Source organism: Devosia lacusdianchii (assembly GCF_022429625.1).
Classification (GTDB): Bacteria; Pseudomonadota; Alphaproteobacteria; order Rhizobiales; family Devosiaceae; genus Devosia; species Devosia lacusdianchii.
Genome location: NZ_CP092483.1, coordinates 1,834,907 through 1,853,469, shown reverse-complemented (window position 1 = coordinate 1,853,469; position 18,563 = coordinate 1,834,907). Strand labels below are relative to the sequence as shown.

The window sequence follows — 18,563 nt, the reverse complement described above, 5'->3', positions numbered from 1 at the left end:
GTCGTGTCCCGAACGGGAACAGTCTTCTTGCGCCGGCAATTATATGCTGACAAGCGGGTTGAGTATGGACAGCGAACACGACAAGCCAAAGGGCGCCGCCGAAACAGAGACGGGATTCCAGCGGCTTCGTTCAAAGCTGCGGCTGCTCTACCACAGCCAGTCACCCAAGGCGCAGCGCTTCCAGTTTTCGGTTTTGGTCGTCGATCTGGCCATCATCGCCTTCTTCATCGCCACACCTCTTTTGCGCGGCAACGCCACTTTTCTCTGGATAGACTACTCGATCGCGGCGTTGTTGGCCGTCGACCTTCTCGCGCGGGCGCTGGCTTCGACCGACATCGTGCGCTGGCTCAAACAGCTGCCCGTCATCATCGACATCTTCATCCTGGCGACGCTCCTGGCTCCGACGATTTTCTTCAACCTGGGTTTCCTGCGCATCCTGCGCCTCTGGACTCTGACGCGCAGCAGCACATTCTGGCGGCCGCTGCGCAAGCGTGGTCTCGGCGGCTACCAGGAGACGGTTCAGTCGGTCATTAACCTTCTGGTCTTCCTCTTTGTTGTCACCGGCTTCGTCTACACAGCCTTCGCCAATCGCGGCGACGACGGCATAGCGGGCTACGTCGATGCGCTCTACTTCACAGTAGCGACCGTCACGACCACCGGGTTCGGCGACATTACGCTGCCCGGCACAGGCGGCAAACTCGCCTCCATCGTCATCATGATCATCGGCATTTCACTGTTCGTGCGGCTGGCGCAATCAATCTTCCGGCCCAACAAAGTGCAGTTCCCCTGCCCGCAATGCGGTCTGCAAAAGCATGACCCCGATGCCGTGCATTGCAAAGCCTGCGGTCACATCCTCAACATTCCCGATCACGGCCACGACTAGCGCTTCACCGCCAGGCGCACGCGGAAGCACGCGCCCGGGAGCGGGCCCTGCACCAGTTCGAGTGATCCATTCATCCGCGCTACAATCTGGCGCGAGATGGCCAGCCCCAAGCCAGCACCGCTCTGCTCGGCGGCGCCGCGTTGGCCGCGCGAGAACTTTTCGAAGATCAGCTTGCGCTCGCCCTTGGGAATTCCCGGCCCATTGTCGGCAATTTCGACCACATACATGCCCGCCTTGACTGCGGAGGTCACCCGCATCACCGGGCGCCCCGTGTCGTTGTATTTCACAGCGTTCGAAATGAGGTTGATGAACACCTGGCAGAGCCGGTCGGCGTCGCCTTCCACCATGGTCGGCCGCGCCCGCTCGCCAAGCTCAACCCGCATGCCGCGCTGACGTAGCAACGCATCGCAAACGGTCAGTGCCCGGTCCAGGGCCGCCTCGGCATCGGTGGGGACGTTGTCCCAAGTCCGCTCGCCGCGTTCGAGCGCAGAAAGGTCGAGGATTTCGTCGAGCAGCTTGGTCAGCCGCAGGCTTTCCTGATGGATAGTCGACACGAAATGCTGACGCTGGCGGGCATCGATGGCATCGGGATCAAGTAATATCTCGGAGAACGAGCGGATCGATGTCATCGGCGTCCGCACTTCGTGGCTGACCTGGCTCAGGAACTCGTCCTTCTGGCTGTCGAGCTCGCGCAATTGGGTGTTGGCGTCTTCGAGCTTCTGCGCTGTCGAACGAAGCTCGGCCGAGGTCTTCTCCAACTGTTGGGAATATTCAATGACCTGCTGGGTCTCATCGGCCATCTGCAGCACTTCTTCGAGCGACACGTCGCTGCCGGAAACCACCTTCGACAACATTACGTGGGCCGACGCAGCGCCGATGGAGCCGGCCAGTTCGCGCTCCAGCTTGGCGATGAATTCGGGCGAGGGCTCGAGCATGTCAGGGTCGACGCCGTCCTCGCGGGCAGCCGTTTCGAACAGCGCGGCCGCACGGCGCTCGCCAAGCACGCGCTCGGCGACGAAGAAGAGATCGTTGGCAGTCGCCGAGCCACGCACGAAATTGCCTTGCGCAACTTTGCTGCGCCGGAAAACGTCGACGAACAGCGTCGCCTGAATGCGCTCCAGGGCCGACTGGGTCGTCAGCAAGGAAACGACCACCAGAAATACAGTGTTGAGGAACAGGCTCCAGAACACTGAATGAACCAGCGGATCGAGATTATCCAAGCCGAACAGGTGTTCCGGTCGCAAGAAGGCGATGCCCCACGGACCGTCGTTCATCAGGCCGGCCACGGTGGGGCTGACGGTCTCGAAGCTGGGCAAGAACATCGTCCAGGCCCAGATGACGAATCCCACAAACACCCCTGCGGCCGCCCCCTTGAGCGACGCCTCACGCCAGTAAAGGCCCGCCAGGATGGCCGGCAGAAACTGCGCCACGCCGGCGAAGGAGATGAGCCCGATCGGCGCCAGCGCGTCGCTGTCGCCCGTCAACGAGAAATAGAAGAAGCCCAGCGTCAGGATGAGCGCGATCGAGATGCGGCGGCTGGTCAGCAGCAGGCGCGTAACGCCGCGACCGTCGCCCTGCCCTGTACCGCTCGATGTGCGCAGCACAATCGGCATGATGATGTGGTTGGAGACCATGATTGAGAGCGCGATCGACGCCACGATGATCATCGAGGTTGCCGACGAGAAGCCGCCGATGAAGGCAAAGAGGGCCAGCCCGTCCTGCCCGGCAGCTAGTGGCAGTGTCAGCACGAACATGTCCGGATTCGAGCCGACGGGCATCGTCGTCAGGCCATAGAGCGCGATGGGCATGGTGAAGACGCTCATCAGCAGCAGGTAAGCCGGAAAGGCCCAGCCGGCGGTACGCAGATGGTTTTCGTTGGAGTTCTCGACCACGGTGATCTGGAACTGTCGCGGCAGGCAGATGATGGCGGCGGCGGATAGCAGCGTCATCGCCAGCCAGCGTGGGCCAAAGGTATCCTCAGCATAGATCTCGATCCCGGCGTCCACGGCGCGATCGTAGATCGCCTCGAAGCCGCCACCGAGTCCGAAGGTCACAAAGACGCCGACCGCGACGAGCGCCGCCAGCTTCACCACCGCCTCGAAGGCGATGGCGGCCACCACGCCATGGTGCTGCTCCTTGGCGTCGACATTGCGCGTGCCAAAGAGGATGGTGAACAGCGCCATGCCCGCCGCTATGCCAAAGGCGAGCGCTCCATCATCGACGCCAGCGAGGCTCCCTCTGGCCCCCTCATAGGACGACGCAACCGCCTGGATCGACGAGGTGATCGCCTTGAGCTGCAGCGCGATGTACGGCGTGATGCCGATCACGGCGATCAGGGTGATCAAGACGGCCAGCCGGTTGGACTTGCCGTAGCGGGACGACAGCAGATCGGCGATGGAGGTGATGGCCTGCGTGCGGCCAATGCGGACCAGCTTGCGCAACACGAACCACCAGCCGACGAAGACCACGGTTGGCCCCAGGTAGATCGTTAGGAATTCCAAACCGTTACGGGCGGCATTTCCCACGGCACCGTAGAAGGTCCAGCTCGTGCAGTAGACTGAGATCGACAGTGTATAAACCGCCGGCGAGTGCAGGAACGAGCGCTTGTTGGCGCGAGCCCGCCGGTCGCCAAAATAGGCGAGCACAAACAACAGCCCGACATAGGCCACCGCCGTCGCAATGACGAAGTCGGCCGACAGCATCAGCCGTCTCCGTCGCTGGGATCGGGGTCACGCGGCAGCCGGTGGGTCAGCCAGGCGGTGCCGGCGATCATCACGATCCACCAGGCAAACAGATAGAGCACCACTTGCGGCACGCCGAAGTGGCTGATGGGCCGGTTGAACAGGTAGACGAGCGGCGGCACGATCAACATGGCGCCGAACACCGCCAGCACCAGCATGCCGCCTTCGAGCTTACGCCGGTCCGCCATTTTCGCCCAGCAATTGCCGCACCGCGCCCACCACATCCGCATTGGCATAGGGCTTGGTCACGAAGGCGTCGGCGCCCAGCTCCTCGGCGATGCGCCGGTCCTGCAACTGCCCTTTTGCAGTCAGGATCAGCACGGGCATAGCGCGCGTGGCGATCCCGGCACGAATGTGCTTCAGCACATCGAAGCCGCTGCGTTTGGGCAGCATGACATCGAGCACCACCATGCGCGGATTGAGCCGCCGCACCGCCTCCAGCGCCGCGTCACCGTCAGTGACCGAGCTGACGTGCCAGCCGGCGCGCCGCAGAATGAAGTCGAGCGATTCAAGAATGCTCGGTTCATCCTCGGCGATGAGAATATCGATTGCCAAAGCTCCCCCTCGAAACACCGGCGGTCTCCCCTCCGCAAGCGTTGATGCACTAAAGCGCAATCACGCCGGATCGCCAAGCGCTAATGCGGATGGTAGCAGCGGCGTCCGCGTTGCCGACCCTCCCCCGCCCGGCGACAGGGTCTCCTCCTGCCGGCTGGCGCAGTCGCGGCGTGTACAGAGGCGGCAGCTTGGTCCCACCGGGATGTCGGAGGCGGGATCGGAGAGGTCCAGGCCCGCGGCATAGACCGTACGATCGGCGTGGAGCACGTCGCACGCCAGCATGACCGAGGACATTGCCGCCTGCTGGTGAAACGAGGCTGTCCGCCGCTGCACCGTTCGCGCCAGGAACAGGTAGCGCGAGCCATCCGAAAATCGAACCACCTGCCGCAGCGGCGTATCGGGAGTCCGGAACGCCCCATAGATGGCCCAGAGCGGGCAGGCATGCCCACTATTGGGCAGGAGCAGGCCCGGCAGAGGAAAGTGCTTGGTCAGCCTGCCCGCAGGATCGGAGCGCAGAAAGCCGAAGGGAATGCCCTCCTCCCCCGGCCGCCGCAGCGTTACCAGCCGATGCGCCACCTGCTCGAAGCTGGCATTGTATGCCTGCCGCAGATGATCGATGTCGTAGGCCGACGCCTCGGCGTCCGCGAGAAAGCGGGTGTAGGGGAACACCATGGCTCCCGCCAGGTACGAGCCAACTGCGCGCGAGGCCAAGCGCCGCGACGTAGCTGTCGAGAGCACTGTGCTGCGCAGGATGTCTTCGATCACATCGGCGGCCGCCAGCTCGCCAAACAGCCTCGCCAGCTGGAATTGGCGGCTGGCCATAGTGCTCGCCCCGTGGAACCACATCGAGCGGCTGGACGGGTCGAACCGATACTGACCGGGAAAGTCCGCATCAGCAGGCGGGCCGCCGATGGTCACATCGACGCCGAACTTGCGTCCCAGCAGCTCGGTCAGTGTGGCGATGCCGAAGGGTCCGATCGTCGCCAACTCGTGGCGCAATGCCTCTGCCGCGGCTTCCAGCGTCGGAAAATGGTTCTCGCGCTCGATGATGAGGTCATCGATCTCACGGGCCGGTGATACGCCGCGCCGGCTCTGGCTCGACGTGTCGAACTGGCCGATGAGATTGCGCGCGACGTCGGACAGTGCCCGGGTTTCGCGCCCGATCGCGGCCAGGAAGCGCTGTCGTTCCGCGTCGTCGAGATCGGTTACATCCTCCAGAATTTCGGCGCTGGAGCGAATAGCCGTCACGCCCGACAGAATCTGGTGCAGCAGCTGGCTCAGCAGCGGATCGGATCGCAGCCGGTCGGCGTAGGCGTCGGCACTGGCCACCGCCCCGGCATAGGCCCGATGCATCCGGGCCAGCGCCGCCGCACTGGCTGGATACTGCGCTACCAGTTCGCGCCTTTCGTCAGGTCGAAACGCCAGCGACTCGACCATGGGGTCGGCGAAGGCTTCTTCGAGGTCTTGCAGCAGCTTCTGCTCGGCGCGACCGGCCAGTTCATCGACATCGATATCAAGATGCTGGGCCACGCGTGCCAATAATGAACCGGCAATGTCGCGCTTGTTGTTTTCGATTAGGTTCAGATAGCTCGGCGAAATACCGACCAGACGCGCCAGCGCAGCTTGGGAAATCTTGAGCGATTTCCGCCTGTTGCTGATGCGAAAACCAATTGGCGCGCGCATCCAAATCCTCCTCATCGCGGCCACCGAGTCAATGAATTGACTTCTGTTGCGACCCAAGAGAACAACAATTTACAGAATATCTCTGCAATTACAACGGACTATTGCATCCGTTTTCACACAGGAGGAATAATCACGGTGCGGTGAGCTGCTGGCTATGTATCGGTCGCCCCGCGCCAAAAGGAGGAAATCGATGACACTTTTGAAGCGTGGCCTAAGCCGCCGCCGCCTGCTGCAAACCGGCATGGCCGGCATTATCGGCTCGGGCGTCGCCCCGCTGATGTTCACCAAGGGCGCCTGGGCGCAGGAATTCTGTAACAACCCGACCGGCGATACCGTGACCTTCGGGCTCAATCTTCCACTCACCGGCGCTTATGCCGAAGAAGGTGCCGACGAGCAGAAGGCCTATGAGCTCGCCGTCAAGCACCTCAACGGCGAAGGCGACGGCGGCCTGATCAATGTCCTGACGCCGACCGCGCTCAAGGGCAATGGCATCCTGGGCAAGAAGGTGGCCTTCGTCACCTCCGACAGCCAGACCAAGGCCGATGTGGCGCGTGCCGGCGCCACCCGCATGATCGAGCGCGATGGCGCTATCATGGTTTCGGGCGGTTCTTCCTCGGCTGAGGCGATTGCCGTGCAGGGTCTGTGCCAGGAAATGGGCGTCATCTTCATGGCGGGCCTCACCCACTCCAACGACACGACCGGCAAGGACAAGCGTCGCTACGGCTTCCGCCACTTCTTCAACGCCTACCAGTCCGGCATCGGCCTCGCGCCGGCCATCGTCAACGCCTACGGCGCCGATCGCAAGGCCTATCACCTCACCGCTGACTACACCTGGGGCTGGACTCAGGAAGAGTCGATGAAGGCAGCCACCGAAGGCCTGGGCTGGCAAACCGTGCAAGCTGTCCGCACACCACTGGGCGCAGCCGACTTCAGCCAGTACCTGACGCCGGTGCTGAATTCTGGCGCCGACGTGCTGATCCTCAATCACTACGGCAATGACATGGTCAATTCGCTGACCCAGGCTGTGCAGTTCGGCATGCGCGACCGCCAAGCCAACGGCAAGGACTTCCAGATCGTCGTTCCGCTATTTTCCGAACTCATGGCCAAGGGCGCCGGCGCCAATATCAAGGGCATCTACGGCACGTCCAACTGGCACTGGAACCTGCAGGATCCGGGCACGATCGCTTTCACCAAGTCGTTCGGCGCCGCCTACGGCGCTCCGCCGTCCCAGGCTGCCCACACCGCCTATGTCCAAGCCCTGCTCTATGCCGATGCCTGCGAACGCGCCGGCACCTTCTATCCACCCGAAGTCATCAAGGCGCTGGAAGGCTTCGAGTTCGACGGTATGGGCAATGGTCCGACGCTCTACCGCGCCGAAGACCACCAGTGCATCAAGAACGTGCTCGTCGTGCAGGGCAACGAGAGCCCGACCAGCGAATATGACGTGCTCAACATCGTCGAGGAAATCCCACGGGACAAGGTCGCCTACGACCCGACGATCTTCGGTGGCGAGCTTGGACCGGCCGAGCCGGTTCCAATGTGCTGATGTACTGCACGCCCTGGCGTTCAGGGCGGGCACTCCCACAGTAGACCTCATCCTGAGCTCGTCGAAGGACGAGGTCGTGCCTCCGCAGCCTGTCGTGCCACGCCTCGTGGTTCGACAGGCTCACCATGAGGCTACTGGTCACTTACCCGGCCGGAGCACGGTTCATGTTCGAAGTCATCTTCCTGCAGTTTCTCAACGGCCTCGACAAAGGCGGTGCTTACGCGCTGATAGCGCTGGGCCTAACCCTGGTGTTCGGCACGTTGGGCGTCGTCAACTTCGCGCACGGCGCGCTGTTCATGCTCGGCTCCTTCTGTGCCGTGCTGTTTCGGCAATTGATCACGCTGGAAACCGTTACCACCGATCCCGAGAAACTTTCCCCCTGGGGCGCGCCGCTCGAAATCCGGGCACCGCTGGTGCAAACCTGGTTCGGCGATTTCGGTACGGTGCTGGTCAATTATTCCGTGCCCTTCTCGATCCTGCTCACCATCCCGGTCATGCTGCTCGTCGGGATCGGGCTTGAGCGCGGCATCATCAAACACTTTTACAAACGCCCGCATGCCGAACAGATTCTTGTGACTTTCGGCCTGGCGATCGTGGCTCAGGAGGTCATCAAGTCCTTCTTCGGGCCCAATCCTATTCCCCAGCCCATGCCCGAAGACTTCCGCGGCGCAGCCGATATCGGCGCCTGGCTCGGCATGCAGGCCAATGTCATCACCTATCCGATCTGGCGCCTGGTCTACTTCCTGTTCGCTGCGGTGATCATTGGTGGCGTGTTCGCATTCCTGCAGTTCACCACCTTCGGCATGGTCGTTCGCGCCGGCATGGCCGATCGTGAGACAGTGGGACTGCTTGGCATCAATATCGACCGGCGTTTCACCATAATGTTTGGTCTGGCCGCCGTCGTCGCGGGGCTGGCCGGCGTGATGTACACGCCCTTGCTGCCGCCCAACTACCATATGGGCATGGACTTCCTGGTGCTGAGCTTCGTCGTGGTCGTGGTGGGCGGCATGGGTTCCCTGCCCGGCGCCGTCGCGGCGGGGTTCTTGCTCGGCATCCTGCAGTCCTTCGCGTCGATGACGCAGGTGAAAGCCCTCATTCCCGGCATCGACCAGATCATCATCTATCTCGTCGCCGTCGTCATTCTACTGGTTCTGCCGCGTGGCCTGTTTGGCCGGCGTGGCGTGATGGAGGCCTGAGATGCGCGCCATGTCCCGCAACGACCTTCTGCTTTTCCTGGGCTTCACCATCGTGGTGCTGGCCATGCCGATCTGGCTCCACCCCTTCGGCGCCGCCTATCCCGATCTGTTGCAACGCTTCATGATCTACGGAATCTTCGCTGTCGGCTTCAACATCCTCTTCGGGCTCACCGGTTACCTCAGCTTCGGCCATGCCGCTTTCTTCGGCGTTGGCTCCTATGCCGCCGTCTGGTCGTTCAAGCTGCTCAGCCTCGACGCGATCCCGGCCATGATCTTCGCGATCGTCATCTCCGGCGTCTTCGCGCTGATCATCGGCTATGTCAGCCTGCGCCGCTCGGGCATCTACTTCTCGATCCTGACGCTGGCCTTCGCGCAGATGAGCTACAACCTGGCCTATTCAGTGCTGACACCCATCACCAATGGTGAAACCGGCCTGCAGCTGACGCTCAACGATCCGCGCTATCTTGATACCGCCATGGGCAGTGTGCAAGCCGGTCAGCCGGTGCCCACACTGCTGGGGCAATCGCTGGGTGGTTTTGCCGGCTTCTATTTCTGCGCGGGCTTCCTGATCCTGGCTTTCTTTATCGCCCAGCGCATTACGGCGTCGCCTTTCGGCATGATGCTCAAGGGAATCAAGTCAAACCAGACCCGCATGAACTACACCGGCTTCAATACGAAGCCCTATACGCTGGCGGCCTTCGTCATATCAGGCATGTATGCCGGGCTGGCCGGCGCCCTGCTCGCCGTCACCGACCCGCTGGCCGGTGCCGAGCGCATGCAATGGACCGCCTCAGGCGAGGTGGTGCTGATGACCATTCTCGGCGGCGCTGGCACACTTGTCGGCCCAGTGATCGGCGCCTGGCTGATCAAGTACTTCGAGAACATTTTCTCGGCCATCAACGAGACCATCCTGCACCGGTTCTGGGACTTCCTGCCTGATGGCCTCGATAGCGCCATGGTCACGATTTCCAGCAAGTTTGTCGGCGAGGGCTGGTTCCTCACCCTTGGCCTGGTCTTCGTACTAATCGTCGTGTTCCTGCCGGGCGGCATCATGGAGGGCGTGCGTCGCATCGCCCACATGTTCAATCGCTCCAAGCCATCGCCAAAGGCGCCGGTCGCGCCGCAACCGCAACCCGCTGAATAGGACGAGCACCATGACCACACCCAATGTCGTCCTGCACGTTGCCGACGTCCACAAACGGTTCGGAGGGCTTCATGCCCTGGCCGATATCGATCTCCAGGTTGAGGAAGGCCAGACCCACGCGATCATCGGCCCCAACGGCGCCGGCAAATCCACCTTGCTCAATGTCATCATTGGCAAGCTGGCCCCAACCAGCGGCCAGGTGGTATTTGATGGCGCTATTCTCACCGGCCGCAAGCCCTATGAGATCAACCAGCTCGGCATCGCCCGCGTGTTCCAGACGCCCGAGATTTTCGCTGACCTGTCCGTGCTCCACAACGTGATGATCCCTGCCCTCGCCAAGCGCGATGGCGCCTTCAAGCTCAATATGCTTCGCTCGCTGGACAGTGAGACCGGCATCCGCCAGGAAGCCGAAAGCATGCTGGAAGATGTCGGCATGCTCGGCCGCCGTGAAAGCCCGGCGGGGAGCCTCAGCCGTGGCGACAAGCGTCGCATGGAACTGGCCATGTGCCTCATCCAGCATCCGCGTTTGTTGCTGCTCGATGAACCCACTGCGGGCATGTCGCGCCACGACACCAATACGACCATCGAGCTGCTCAAGAAGATCAAGAGTCGCGGCATGACCAAGGTCATTATCGAGCACGACATGCACGTGGTATTCTCCCTGGCCGACAAGATTTCGGTCCTGGCCCAGGGACGCATCATCGCCGACGGGACGCCCGACCAGGTTCGCGGCAATCCCAAGGTGCAGGAAGCCTATCTAGGAGGGACCCATTGATGAGCGCGATCGCCATGGAAACCCAAATCGTCTCCGACAGCCACGCCGTCAGCATGGAGGCGACGCGACCGTTCTTCTCGGTGCGCGACATGCATGCCTATTACGGCGAGAGCTACATCGTGCAGGGCGTCTCGCTCGATATCCGCCAGGGCGAAATCCTGGCGCTGCTCGGTCGCAACGGCGCCGGCAAGACGTCGACGCTGCGCACCATTGCCCGCACCGACGATCCGCAAATGCGGCAGGGCGAAATCTGGCTCGACGGCAAGCCGATCCACCAGATGAAATCCTTCGAGGCGGCGCGCGCCGGTATTCAGCTGGTGCCGGAGGATCGGCGCATCATCGCTGGCCTAACGGTCGAAGAGAATATTACCCTCGCCAAAGTCGCGCCGGGCAATGGCTGGAGCCTCGAGCAGATCTACCAAAGTTTTCCGCGCTTGGCCGAACGCCGGAAGCAGGAGGGCGTGACGCTCTCCGGCGGCGAGCAGCAGATGCTGGCTATCGCGCGTGCCCTTGCGCGCGATCTCAAGCTTCTGTTGCTCGACGAGCCCTACGAGGGCTTGGCGCCGGTTATCGTGCACGAAATCGAGCGCATCCTGCACTCGATCAAGCCGCTGGGCATCACCACCATCATCGTCGAACAGAACGCTGTAGCGGCCCTGAAACTGGCCGATCGCGCCGTCATCCTCGATACCGGCGAGGTCGCCTTTGCCGGTTCGGCCAAGGATGTCCTCGACAATACCGAACTTCGCCACGAGTACCTGGCGATCTAGTTTTCGGCCGCGCGGCCGACACCCTCTACCCTGGGCCTTTCGAACCAAAGGCATTCCGCCGATCTCACCCTCTCCCATTCGAGAGGCTCAGGGTAAGTCCTTCCGCGTGAGCACCACGTGCGCACCCAGCAGCGTTCCCTCGGGCCCGACCTGAGGGCCCCTCAAAGCACGGCGCAAGCTTGGAAGGTCCTCGGATCAAAGTGCGAGGGAAGCGTGGTGGGAAACCTATCCCTCCGCTTCAAACTCCATCTCAGGCGCCTCGGCCTTGATAGCGATCCCCTCGCCCTCCAGTGCGTCGCGCACCTCGCGCGCCAGATCGACCGCGCCCGGCGTATCGCCGTGCAGGCAGATCGAGCGCGCTGAGGATTTGAGCACCGTGCCGTCGATCGCGACCAACTCCCCCGACTTTGCCAGCCGCAGGCAGCGCTCGATGACGGCATCGACGTCGTGGATCACGGCGCCGTCCTGCGCCCGTGGCACCAGCAGGCCGTCGGAGGTGTAGGCCCGATCAGCATAGGCTTCGCGGATCAGCGGCATGCCGACGGCATTGGCGGCGCGAACCTGCTGGCTGTTGTCGAGAGCCAGGACGGCCATTCGCCGATCCATGGCCTGTATCGTCGCAAAAATTCCGACGGCGAAGGCGAGTTCCTCGGCGGTCTGGTTGGCCAGCGCTCCGTGCAGCTTCACATAGGCCAGCGGCACGCCCACCTCGTCGGCGATGAAGCGGACGAGAAACAGTTGGCTGCGGATTTGCCCGAGCAATTGATCGAGCGGCATGACCACGCGAAAGCGGCCAAATCGTTTGGGGTCAGCATAGCCGGGGTGGGCGCCGGCGCGAACACCGCGCGCCTTGCAGAACTTGAGGATGTGCCGGATGGTCGCCGCATCGCCGGCATGTCCACCGCAGGCGATCGATGCGCTGGAGACGATCTCGAGCAGGTCCTCATCAGTCCCCATGCCTTCACCAAGATCGGCGTTGAGGTCGATCGAAATCATGGCCCGCTCCGCAACACATGGTGGGCATGTTCCACAGTGACGGGTTGGAAGGCAACCGTGCTACCGGGTCGCATCTGCGCGAACCGGTCGAGGTCAGCGGTGATGATCGTGGCGATGCGCGGATAGCCCCCGGTCGGCTGATGGTCGCGCATCAAGACGATCGGCGTGCCGTCCCCGAGTATCTGAATATCCCCTGGTGTCACAGCGTCCGAAACCAGAGACAGGATCGTCGCATCGGAGAACACACCGCTCCCATCCGTCAGACGCACGCCCATGCGGTCGAGCCGCGTGGACACGACAAACTCGGCGCGCAGGAAGTGATCCTTGATCGCACTTGGGAACGCGTCTGCGTGCAGCCCCCAGACCACCCTGAAGGGTCCGTCTTGGCCAGTGGGGGGCTGCCGCGCTTCTCGGGCGGAGCGCCCGTGGCCGGTCAGCGCTACCACGTCGCCTGTTCGCAGGGCGCGGCCGTCCAGCCCGCCGAGGCGGACGCGGCTATTGGTGGCGATGCTCCCCAGCACCGGCGCAATATCGATGTCGGCATCAAACCGCAGGTAGCCGTAATTGCCTGATGAACCCGGCGTTATGGCGAGAACGTCGCCAACCTCAAGGGCAGAGGTTCCCGGCCAGTCTGCAACCCGCCCATTCACCCGCACCGTGAAATGGCCGCCCGCAAAGCCGACGAGACACTCGCCGCTGGTGACTTTGAACTCTGCGCCCGCGGCGGTTATTTCAATGCCGCCTAAACCAGCGCCGACCACCGTCCCCGCCAGCTCGTAGGCGCGCCGATCCATCGGACCGGAGGCGCTGATGCCGCTGCGCAGCATTCCATGGCGCCCCAGGTCCTGAATGGTCGTCAACGGTCCGGCGCGCTGCACGCTGAGGACGGCACTCAAGATGCGACCTCGAATGTGATGCTATCGCCGGCGTTTAGCCGCGTCGGCGGATTGCGTACTGGATCGAAATTGATGAAGCCGGTGCGGCCTATCACGTGCCAGCCGGTGGGCATTTCAGTTGCGGCAATAGCGGTCTGGCCCGCGGCAAACAGCACACTGCCTGCGGGCACCAGGGATCGAACGCTCGATCGTCGCGGCACCAGCAGCCGGTCTGGATGGAGACCGCAATAAACGAAACCGGGCGCAAAGCCGGTCGCCAGCACACGCAATGCCGACGCGTTGTGTGCGGCCACGAAGGCCGCGGGCGACACACTCAGGGAAGCAGCCACCTCGTCCAGATCAGGGCCATCGAACGCCGTCGGGATTACCCACTCGGTCCTATTCGTTTGCTCCCCCGCCAGGCCATTGAGTCGCAGGCCAACCTCACCAGCAATGCCTGCAGGCGCCGTCGTCAGGGGATCATAGCGAAGCAGTACCGAGACCAGGTTCGGCACGACCTCGACCACGCCGCTTATCGGCTCGCGTTCCAGCGTCAGCGCAAAGGCAGTGGCCGCCCGATTTGATGGGTCGGTCAGCGTCGTTCCAAACCGCACTAGTAAGCCGCTGTCCCCCAGCGGCAGGATGGTCGGCATTGGAAATGTGTCGGGGGTGGACGGGCCTGCCATGGCGCAGCCTCCTCGGCTGAAGCATGGAGCTAGTCCTGTCGGACCCGCCCGGATCAGTCAACCCGGTCCATAAGCGCAGGAACTCTGCCTCGCTCGGAAGACCGTTCGTATACACCGCGCCTCAGCGAAGGGCAGCGGCCGGATTTGACCTGCCGGGACGGTAGCGTCCGGTCAGTTCGGGTCTTTGCCGTCCTGTTCGACCACGGCATCGAACAACTGCCTGACCTGCCCGGCACCGATCGCCTCGATGGCGACCGCTGCGATGGCAGCAAACAATTCTGCGATTTCCTGGGGATCGGTGATTTCGGCGTCGTCGTCTTCGGCGTCGGCGTTGATCAGAGTGAACACAATAACGCGCCTCCAAGTAAGCCAATGGACCGATTGTGCGGCGATTCCCGTTACGGAATAAATAATGTAAATTTGTGGGCGACCAGCCGGAGGCCAATTGCCATGTAGGTCAGCTGCTCTTACTCTTCCGCAGCTCGTGCTTATCGAGATAAGATTCGATGTCTTCCAGGCACATCGCGGTACTATAAGTGCTCGAATGTGCCCAGGCCCGCCGCCTGACCGGCACCCATCAGGCGCTCGGCGTCGATGACTTGGTGCGAGTGAAACACCCCGCCACGCCGGTCGGTCCGCATGATGTCATGCGCCATCAAAGCCGCCAGTTCGGCTGTCGTGCGCGTTTCTTCGCTGCCGATGAAACGCAGCCGGTGAGTCCGCTTGCCATCGCTGACCTCGGCTAGAATGCCGCAGACCTTGCTGCCCAGACCGATGGGATGAGACGCTGCGGCCACCAAGCGCCGCACGACTGAATTATCGCCGAACATACTGGCTGCGGCGAAGGCCGCTGCAGTAGCTATCCGCGAGTCGAAGCCTATATAGGTGGTCGCCGACAGGCCGGGATGGGTGCGCGCCAACGCGAACTGGTCGGCGAATCCTACGCCGTACATGCGGCGACGGCCCCATGGCCTGCCCCAGTCCAACTCGGCCACAGGGCGGTCCCGGGCTCCCGCAAAGATGGCGCCCAGCGTCCAGTCCACCCCCGCGGCGCCATGCTGGTCGTTGATGCCGAAGAGCAATCCTAGTCGGAGCGTGCTGGCGTGCTCGACGCTTCCGATCAGGCGCGCCGCCATCAGGTTGCTCAGGCCCGGCGCGAATCCCAGCGACAAAAACGCCCCAGCATTCGCGGGGATCGCGAGCGTCTCCACCCGGCGGAAATGCGCGTCATCGGCCGATATGTCCATGTACAGGAGCCCACGCGCCAGCACATATTCGACAAAGGAGGTATCCCGCTGGTCAATGCAGACGATGACCACGTCGATCCCGGCCAGCGCCGCGTCCCAGCCATCGCGCGACTCGACATCCACCTGGCGCCATTCCAGGCCCAGTCCCTCGACAATGGCGCGCCCAGGGTCCGCCCTGCGTCCGCCGGCGGCCACGGCATATCCAAGCTGAACCAGTCGGAGACCGAGAATTTTGCCGACCGCGCCGTAGCCGCCAACGACCAGAACCTTGCCAGACACCTTCGCCCCCGCCTTCGCCTGGCGCGACTGTGCGACCTTCCAGCATGGCAAGGTCAAGCTGCCGTGTCAGAGCCGAAGCGCCATTGCGGCGTGAACCAGCATGGCGACCGCCGATAGATCAGTCGCCCTTAGTCTTCCGCAGCTTCGAGCTTGTCGAGGTAAGCTTCGATATCTTCCAGCGTTGCGGTAAATGGCAGCGGGTGGTGGCCATAGACCACTTTGAAGCTCTCGTCGTCACGCAATGCATGCCCACCCTTGCCCTGCTTGGCCGTGAGCTTTTCGGCGGTGAGGATGGTCAAGCCATGCCGCCCAGCAACCCGCCTCATGCGGCGCATCCGCGATGCTTCGAATTCCTTGCGGCTCACAGGGCTTCTCCGTTGGTTGGTGGCGCTCGCGTACTACGCCAAACCGAGGGAAATCAAAACGGCTTTGTCGCGCGTTGGAATGACCAAACGGGCTAAGGCAACGAGGTATCGTAGTTTTGCGGCGATGTAGTCGAAGCGGACCAACTCAGAACTCTGCCAACGATCACTTTTCCAGTTGCGTCTTGATCGCCACGAACTGAGTCTGAACGTTGTCGCCTTCAGGGTTGTTGGTGATGTCTGTCGGCCGCTCGAATGCCGACCCCGGATTGGTGACGAGCGCCGCCCGCCACGTCACCTGTGTAGGGTTGTCGCCAATGAAGGTCACCGACACCCTCGTTTCGACGCGGCCGTCGTACCTTGAACTCAGTAGTAACGTCGCCATGAAGTTCTGCGTGTTCGTGGCGAAGTCCATGACAAAGTCCGTGTCACGCTGGATCTGATAGCCTCGGGAAACCATAAGCGCGGCCACAGCCTCTTTCACCTTCATCTTTGGTGCTGCGATCGTGAGTTGGCGCTCCGGCGCCAGTCGAGGTCCGCTGGTTGTTGAACAAGCTGAAAGCATTGCCGCCGTCATGACGACAGCGGCACTCAAAAATGCGCGACGTTTCATTTGTCCCCCCAGACCTTTACATGCCGACTAAACACCAATGAAAGGCGAATAGCCAGACCCTCGGTCGCCTCGTCTTTCAAGGCCCGTGTGGCAAGCTTGAGGCGCTGCGATCTGTGAAGAAATGGACATGGGCCAACATCGACGGCCTGCCCACGCGCGCAAGCGCGGCTTCGTACCGCAAATCTCTGACCTTTTGAAAATGGCGGGTAGAGAGGGATTCGAACCCCCGGAACGCTTTCACGTTCGCCGGTTTTCAAGACCGGAGCAATCAACCGCTCTGCCATCTACCCGTTGGCTGTGCCTTTACCGGCAGAAGGACAAACTGTCCAGACCGCTAGGGGATGAGGATCACCGACCCAGTCGTTTCGCGGCCCTCCAGGGCCCGATGCGCAGCGCCCGCCTCCGCCAGCGCGAAGGTCTCGTTGATCCGAACCTTGATGACGCCTGTGGCGACAGCTTCGAATAGCGAAGCCGCACCCTCGAGCAGATCCTCGCGGCGGTTGAGATAATGTGCGCCTGTGGGCCGCGTAACGTAGAGCGAGCCCTTGCGCGAGAGCACGGTGATGTCGGGTATCGTCACGACACCTGATGCATTGCCGAAGCTAACCATGAGCCCGCGCGGCCGCAGGCAATCAAGCGAGCCCTCAAACGTCGACTTGCCGACGCCGTCAAAGACGACATCCACACCGCGCCCCTCGGTCAGGGCACGGACGCGGGTGGCGAAGTCTTCCGTCTTGTAGTTGATGACGTGATTGCAGCCATGGTCGAGCGCAAGCTGAACCTTTTCGTCGCTGCCGGCGGTGCCGATCACGGTCGCGCCGAGCGAGCGGGCCCATTGCGTAGCAATGAGCCCGGTGCCACCCGCTGCGGCATGCCAGAGGATGGTTTCGCCGCGGGTCAGCGGCCAGGTCTTGAACAGGAGGTAGTAGGCCGTCAGCCCCTTCAACATGATCGCGGCGGCGGTTTGATCGTCGATTCCATCCGGAATCGGCACCAGGCGGTCAGCCGCGGCCAGGCGTTCGGTCGCATAAGCGCCGATCTGCCCCTGATAGGCTACCCGTTGGCCAATTTCGAGACCGGTCACGCCATCGCCGATCGCGGTGATGACGCCTGCTCCCTCATTGCCGGCAACGAACGGCATGTTGACCGGGTAGAGCCCGGAGCGCTGGTAGGTGTCGATGAAATTCAGGCCGATCGCCGTCTGGCGTAGCGCCACCTGGCCGGCGCCAGGACTGGCCAGTGGCCAGTCCTCGTAGCTCAAGACTTCGGGGCCACCGGCCTGCCGGACGACGACAGCCTTGCTCACGACTTCGGCGTCCGCGGCTTGCGGGGGGCCGATTTCGGACGCGCCTGGGCGCGAGCCGTCGGCGTGGACTTGGCTCCAACCTTCTTGCCGGTCACCGCAGCGACTCCGGCCTCGGCCGAGATCGAGCCGGTGTCGCCAGTGAAGGGCGTCATCTTGACCGGCGCGGCGGCCTTGCCGCTCGCCAGTTTGCGCTGCTTGGCGATGATGTTGATCGCCTCCACCAGCACCGAGAAGCCCATGGCAGCGTAGATGTAGCCCTTCGGAATATGGAAGCCGAGACCATCGGCCACCAGCGACACGCCGATCAGGAGTAGGAAGGCGAGCGCCAGCATCTTGGTGGTGGGGTGGTCGGCCACGAACTTGGCAACCGGGCCGGACGCCACGAACATGACGCCTACGGCGACGATCACAGCCGCGATCATCACTTCGACGTCGTCTGCCATGCCGACGGCGGTGACGATCGAGTCGATGGAGAACACCATGTCGATGACGATGATCTGGCCGATGATCGCGGCGAAGACCGCGGTAGCACCCTTGGCAAGGCCCGTCTCATGCGGTTCTTCGATGGCCGCATGCATTTCGTGGGTCGCCTTGTAGACGAGGAAGGCGCCGCCGGCGATCAGGATCAGGTCCTTCCAGGAGAGATCAAGCCCAAAAACGGAAATCGCCGGCTGGGTCAGGCTGATGATCCAGCTGATCACCAGCAGCAGCAGGATGCGGAATATCAGCGCGAGGGCCAGGCCAATCTGGCGGGCGCGGTCGGCCTGCTCTTTCGGCAGCCGCGACACGAGAACTGAGATGAAGACGATATTGTCGATGCCCAGCACGATTTCCATCACCGTGAGGGTACCAAAGGCGATCCAGGCATTCGGATCAGCCAATAGCTCTAGCATTGTCGGCTCCATT

19 protein-coding genes and 1 tRNA gene are annotated in these 18,563 nt (G+C 62.6%); 6 read left to right on the top strand and 14 right to left on the bottom strand.

Going from position 1 to position 18,563, the window contains the following annotated elements; all coding sequences use genetic code 11:
- Positions 1-64: 64 nt before the first annotated feature.
- The gene (locus MF606_RS08870) at positions 65-883 is read left to right on the top strand and encodes a potassium channel family protein (RefSeq protein WP_240233432.1); all 819 of its coding nucleotides are present in this window, start codon (positions 65-67) and stop codon (positions 881-883) included.
- Here MF606_RS08870 and MF606_RS08865 read toward each other — a convergent pair.
- Genes MF606_RS08865 through MF606_RS08850 form a run of 4 tightly spaced genes read right to left on the bottom strand, consistent with a single transcriptional unit; the run spans position 880 to position 5,862 of the window.
- On the bottom strand, positions 880-3,585 hold the full coding sequence (locus tag MF606_RS08865; RefSeq protein ID WP_240233431.1) for a sensor histidine kinase: 2,706 nt from the start codon (positions 3,583-3,585) through the stop codon (positions 880-882). The two genes, MF606_RS08870 and MF606_RS08865, sit on opposite strands and share 4 nt — an antisense overlap.
- Positions 3,585-3,812 (bottom strand): hypothetical protein, encoded by a 228-nt coding sequence (locus MF606_RS08860; protein WP_240233430.1) that lies wholly within the window; start codon positions 3,810-3,812, stop codon positions 3,585-3,587. The genes MF606_RS08865 and MF606_RS08860 overlap by 1 nt, the downstream gene beginning before the upstream one ends.
- Positions 3,796-4,179 carry a response regulator transcription factor gene (locus MF606_RS08855; RefSeq protein WP_240233429.1) on the bottom strand — a complete coding sequence of 128 codons (384 nt, stop codon included), beginning with the start codon at positions 4,177-4,179 and terminating at the stop codon, positions 3,796-3,798. The genes MF606_RS08860 and MF606_RS08855 overlap by 17 nt, the downstream gene beginning before the upstream one ends.
- 60 nt (positions 4,180-4,239) lie before the next feature.
- The gene (locus MF606_RS08850) at positions 4,240-5,862 is read right to left on the bottom strand and encodes a helix-turn-helix domain-containing protein (protein ID WP_240233428.1); all 1,623 of its coding nucleotides are present in this window, start codon (positions 5,860-5,862) and stop codon (positions 4,240-4,242) included.
- A gap of 190 nt (positions 5,863-6,052) precedes the next feature.
- Here MF606_RS08850 and MF606_RS08845 point away from each other — a divergent pair, with 190 nt between their 5' ends.
- The 5 genes from MF606_RS08845 to MF606_RS08825 all read left to right on the top strand — a co-directional run bounded on the left by MF606_RS08845 (position 6,053) and on the right by MF606_RS08825 (position 11,293).
- Positions 6,053-7,408 (top strand): substrate-binding protein, encoded by a 1,356-nt coding sequence (locus tag MF606_RS08845; protein ID WP_240233427.1) that lies wholly within the window; start codon positions 6,053-6,055, stop codon positions 7,406-7,408.
- A 164-nt stretch (positions 7,409-7,572) separates the two neighbouring features.
- Positions 7,573-8,604, top strand: coding sequence for a branched-chain amino acid ABC transporter permease (locus MF606_RS08840; protein ID WP_240233426.1), 1,032 nt, complete (start codon positions 7,573-7,575; stop codon positions 8,602-8,604).
- Position 8,605: 1 nt separating this feature from the next.
- Entirely contained in the window at positions 8,606-9,748 is a 1,143-nt protein-coding gene (locus MF606_RS08835; protein ID WP_240233425.1) for a branched-chain amino acid ABC transporter permease, read from the top strand.
- A 10-nt stretch (positions 9,749-9,758) separates the two neighbouring features.
- Entirely contained in the window at positions 9,759-10,523 is a 765-nt protein-coding gene (locus MF606_RS08830; protein WP_240233424.1) for an ABC transporter ATP-binding protein, read from the top strand.
- 14 nt (positions 10,524-10,537) lie between these two features.
- On the top strand, positions 10,538-11,293 hold the full coding sequence (locus MF606_RS08825) for an ABC transporter ATP-binding protein (protein ID WP_240233814.1): 756 nt from the start codon (positions 10,538-10,540) through the stop codon (positions 11,291-11,293).
- A 225-nt stretch (positions 11,294-11,518) separates the two neighbouring features.
- Here the strand turns inward: MF606_RS08825 and MF606_RS08820 are convergent, their stop codons facing one another.
- The 10 genes from MF606_RS08820 to MF606_RS08775 form a co-directional block, all read right to left on the bottom strand.
- Positions 11,519-12,289: a 5-oxoprolinase subunit PxpA gene (locus tag MF606_RS08820; protein ID WP_240233423.1), complete on the bottom strand. Its 771-nt coding sequence runs from the start codon at positions 12,287-12,289 to the stop codon at positions 11,519-11,521.
- Positions 12,286-13,185, bottom strand: a complete 900-nt coding sequence (locus MF606_RS08815) for a 5-oxoprolinase subunit C family protein (protein WP_240233422.1) — start codon at positions 13,183-13,185, stop codon at positions 12,286-12,288. Before MF606_RS08815 ends, MF606_RS08820 begins: the two co-directional genes overlap by 4 nt.
- Complete coding sequence (locus tag MF606_RS08810) at positions 13,182-13,817, bottom strand: 5-oxoprolinase subunit B family protein (protein ID WP_240233421.1); 636 nt, start codon at positions 13,815-13,817, stop codon at positions 13,182-13,184. The genes MF606_RS08815 and MF606_RS08810 overlap by 4 nt, the downstream gene beginning before the upstream one ends.
- 204 nt (positions 13,818-14,021) lie before the next feature.
- Positions 14,022-14,198 (bottom strand): hypothetical protein, encoded by a 177-nt coding sequence (locus MF606_RS08805; protein WP_236897807.1) that lies wholly within the window; start codon positions 14,196-14,198, stop codon positions 14,022-14,024.
- A gap of 182 nt (positions 14,199-14,380) precedes the next feature.
- A complete protein-coding gene (locus tag MF606_RS08800) occupies positions 14,381-15,376 on the bottom strand; it encodes a saccharopine dehydrogenase family protein (RefSeq protein WP_240233420.1) in 996 nt (331 codons plus the stop codon).
- 128 nt (positions 15,377-15,504) lie between these two features.
- A complete protein-coding gene (locus MF606_RS08795) occupies positions 15,505-15,741 on the bottom strand; it encodes a G5P family DNA-binding protein (protein WP_240233419.1) in 237 nt (78 codons plus the stop codon).
- 163 nt (positions 15,742-15,904) lie between these two features.
- Complete coding sequence (locus tag MF606_RS08790; RefSeq protein WP_240233418.1) at positions 15,905-16,351, bottom strand: hypothetical protein; 447 nt, start codon at positions 16,349-16,351, stop codon at positions 15,905-15,907.
- 200 nt (positions 16,352-16,551) lie between these two features.
- Positions 16,552-16,641, bottom strand: a tRNA-Ser gene (locus MF606_RS08785).
- A gap of 44 nt (positions 16,642-16,685) precedes the next feature.
- A complete protein-coding gene (locus MF606_RS08780; RefSeq protein WP_240233417.1) occupies positions 16,686-17,657 on the bottom strand; it encodes a quinone oxidoreductase family protein in 972 nt (323 codons plus the stop codon).
- A complete protein-coding gene (locus MF606_RS08775; protein WP_338084439.1) occupies positions 17,654-18,550 on the bottom strand; it encodes a TerC family protein in 897 nt (298 codons plus the stop codon). Before MF606_RS08775 ends, MF606_RS08780 begins: the two co-directional genes overlap by 4 nt.
- Positions 18,551-18,563: the final 13 nt, after the last annotated feature.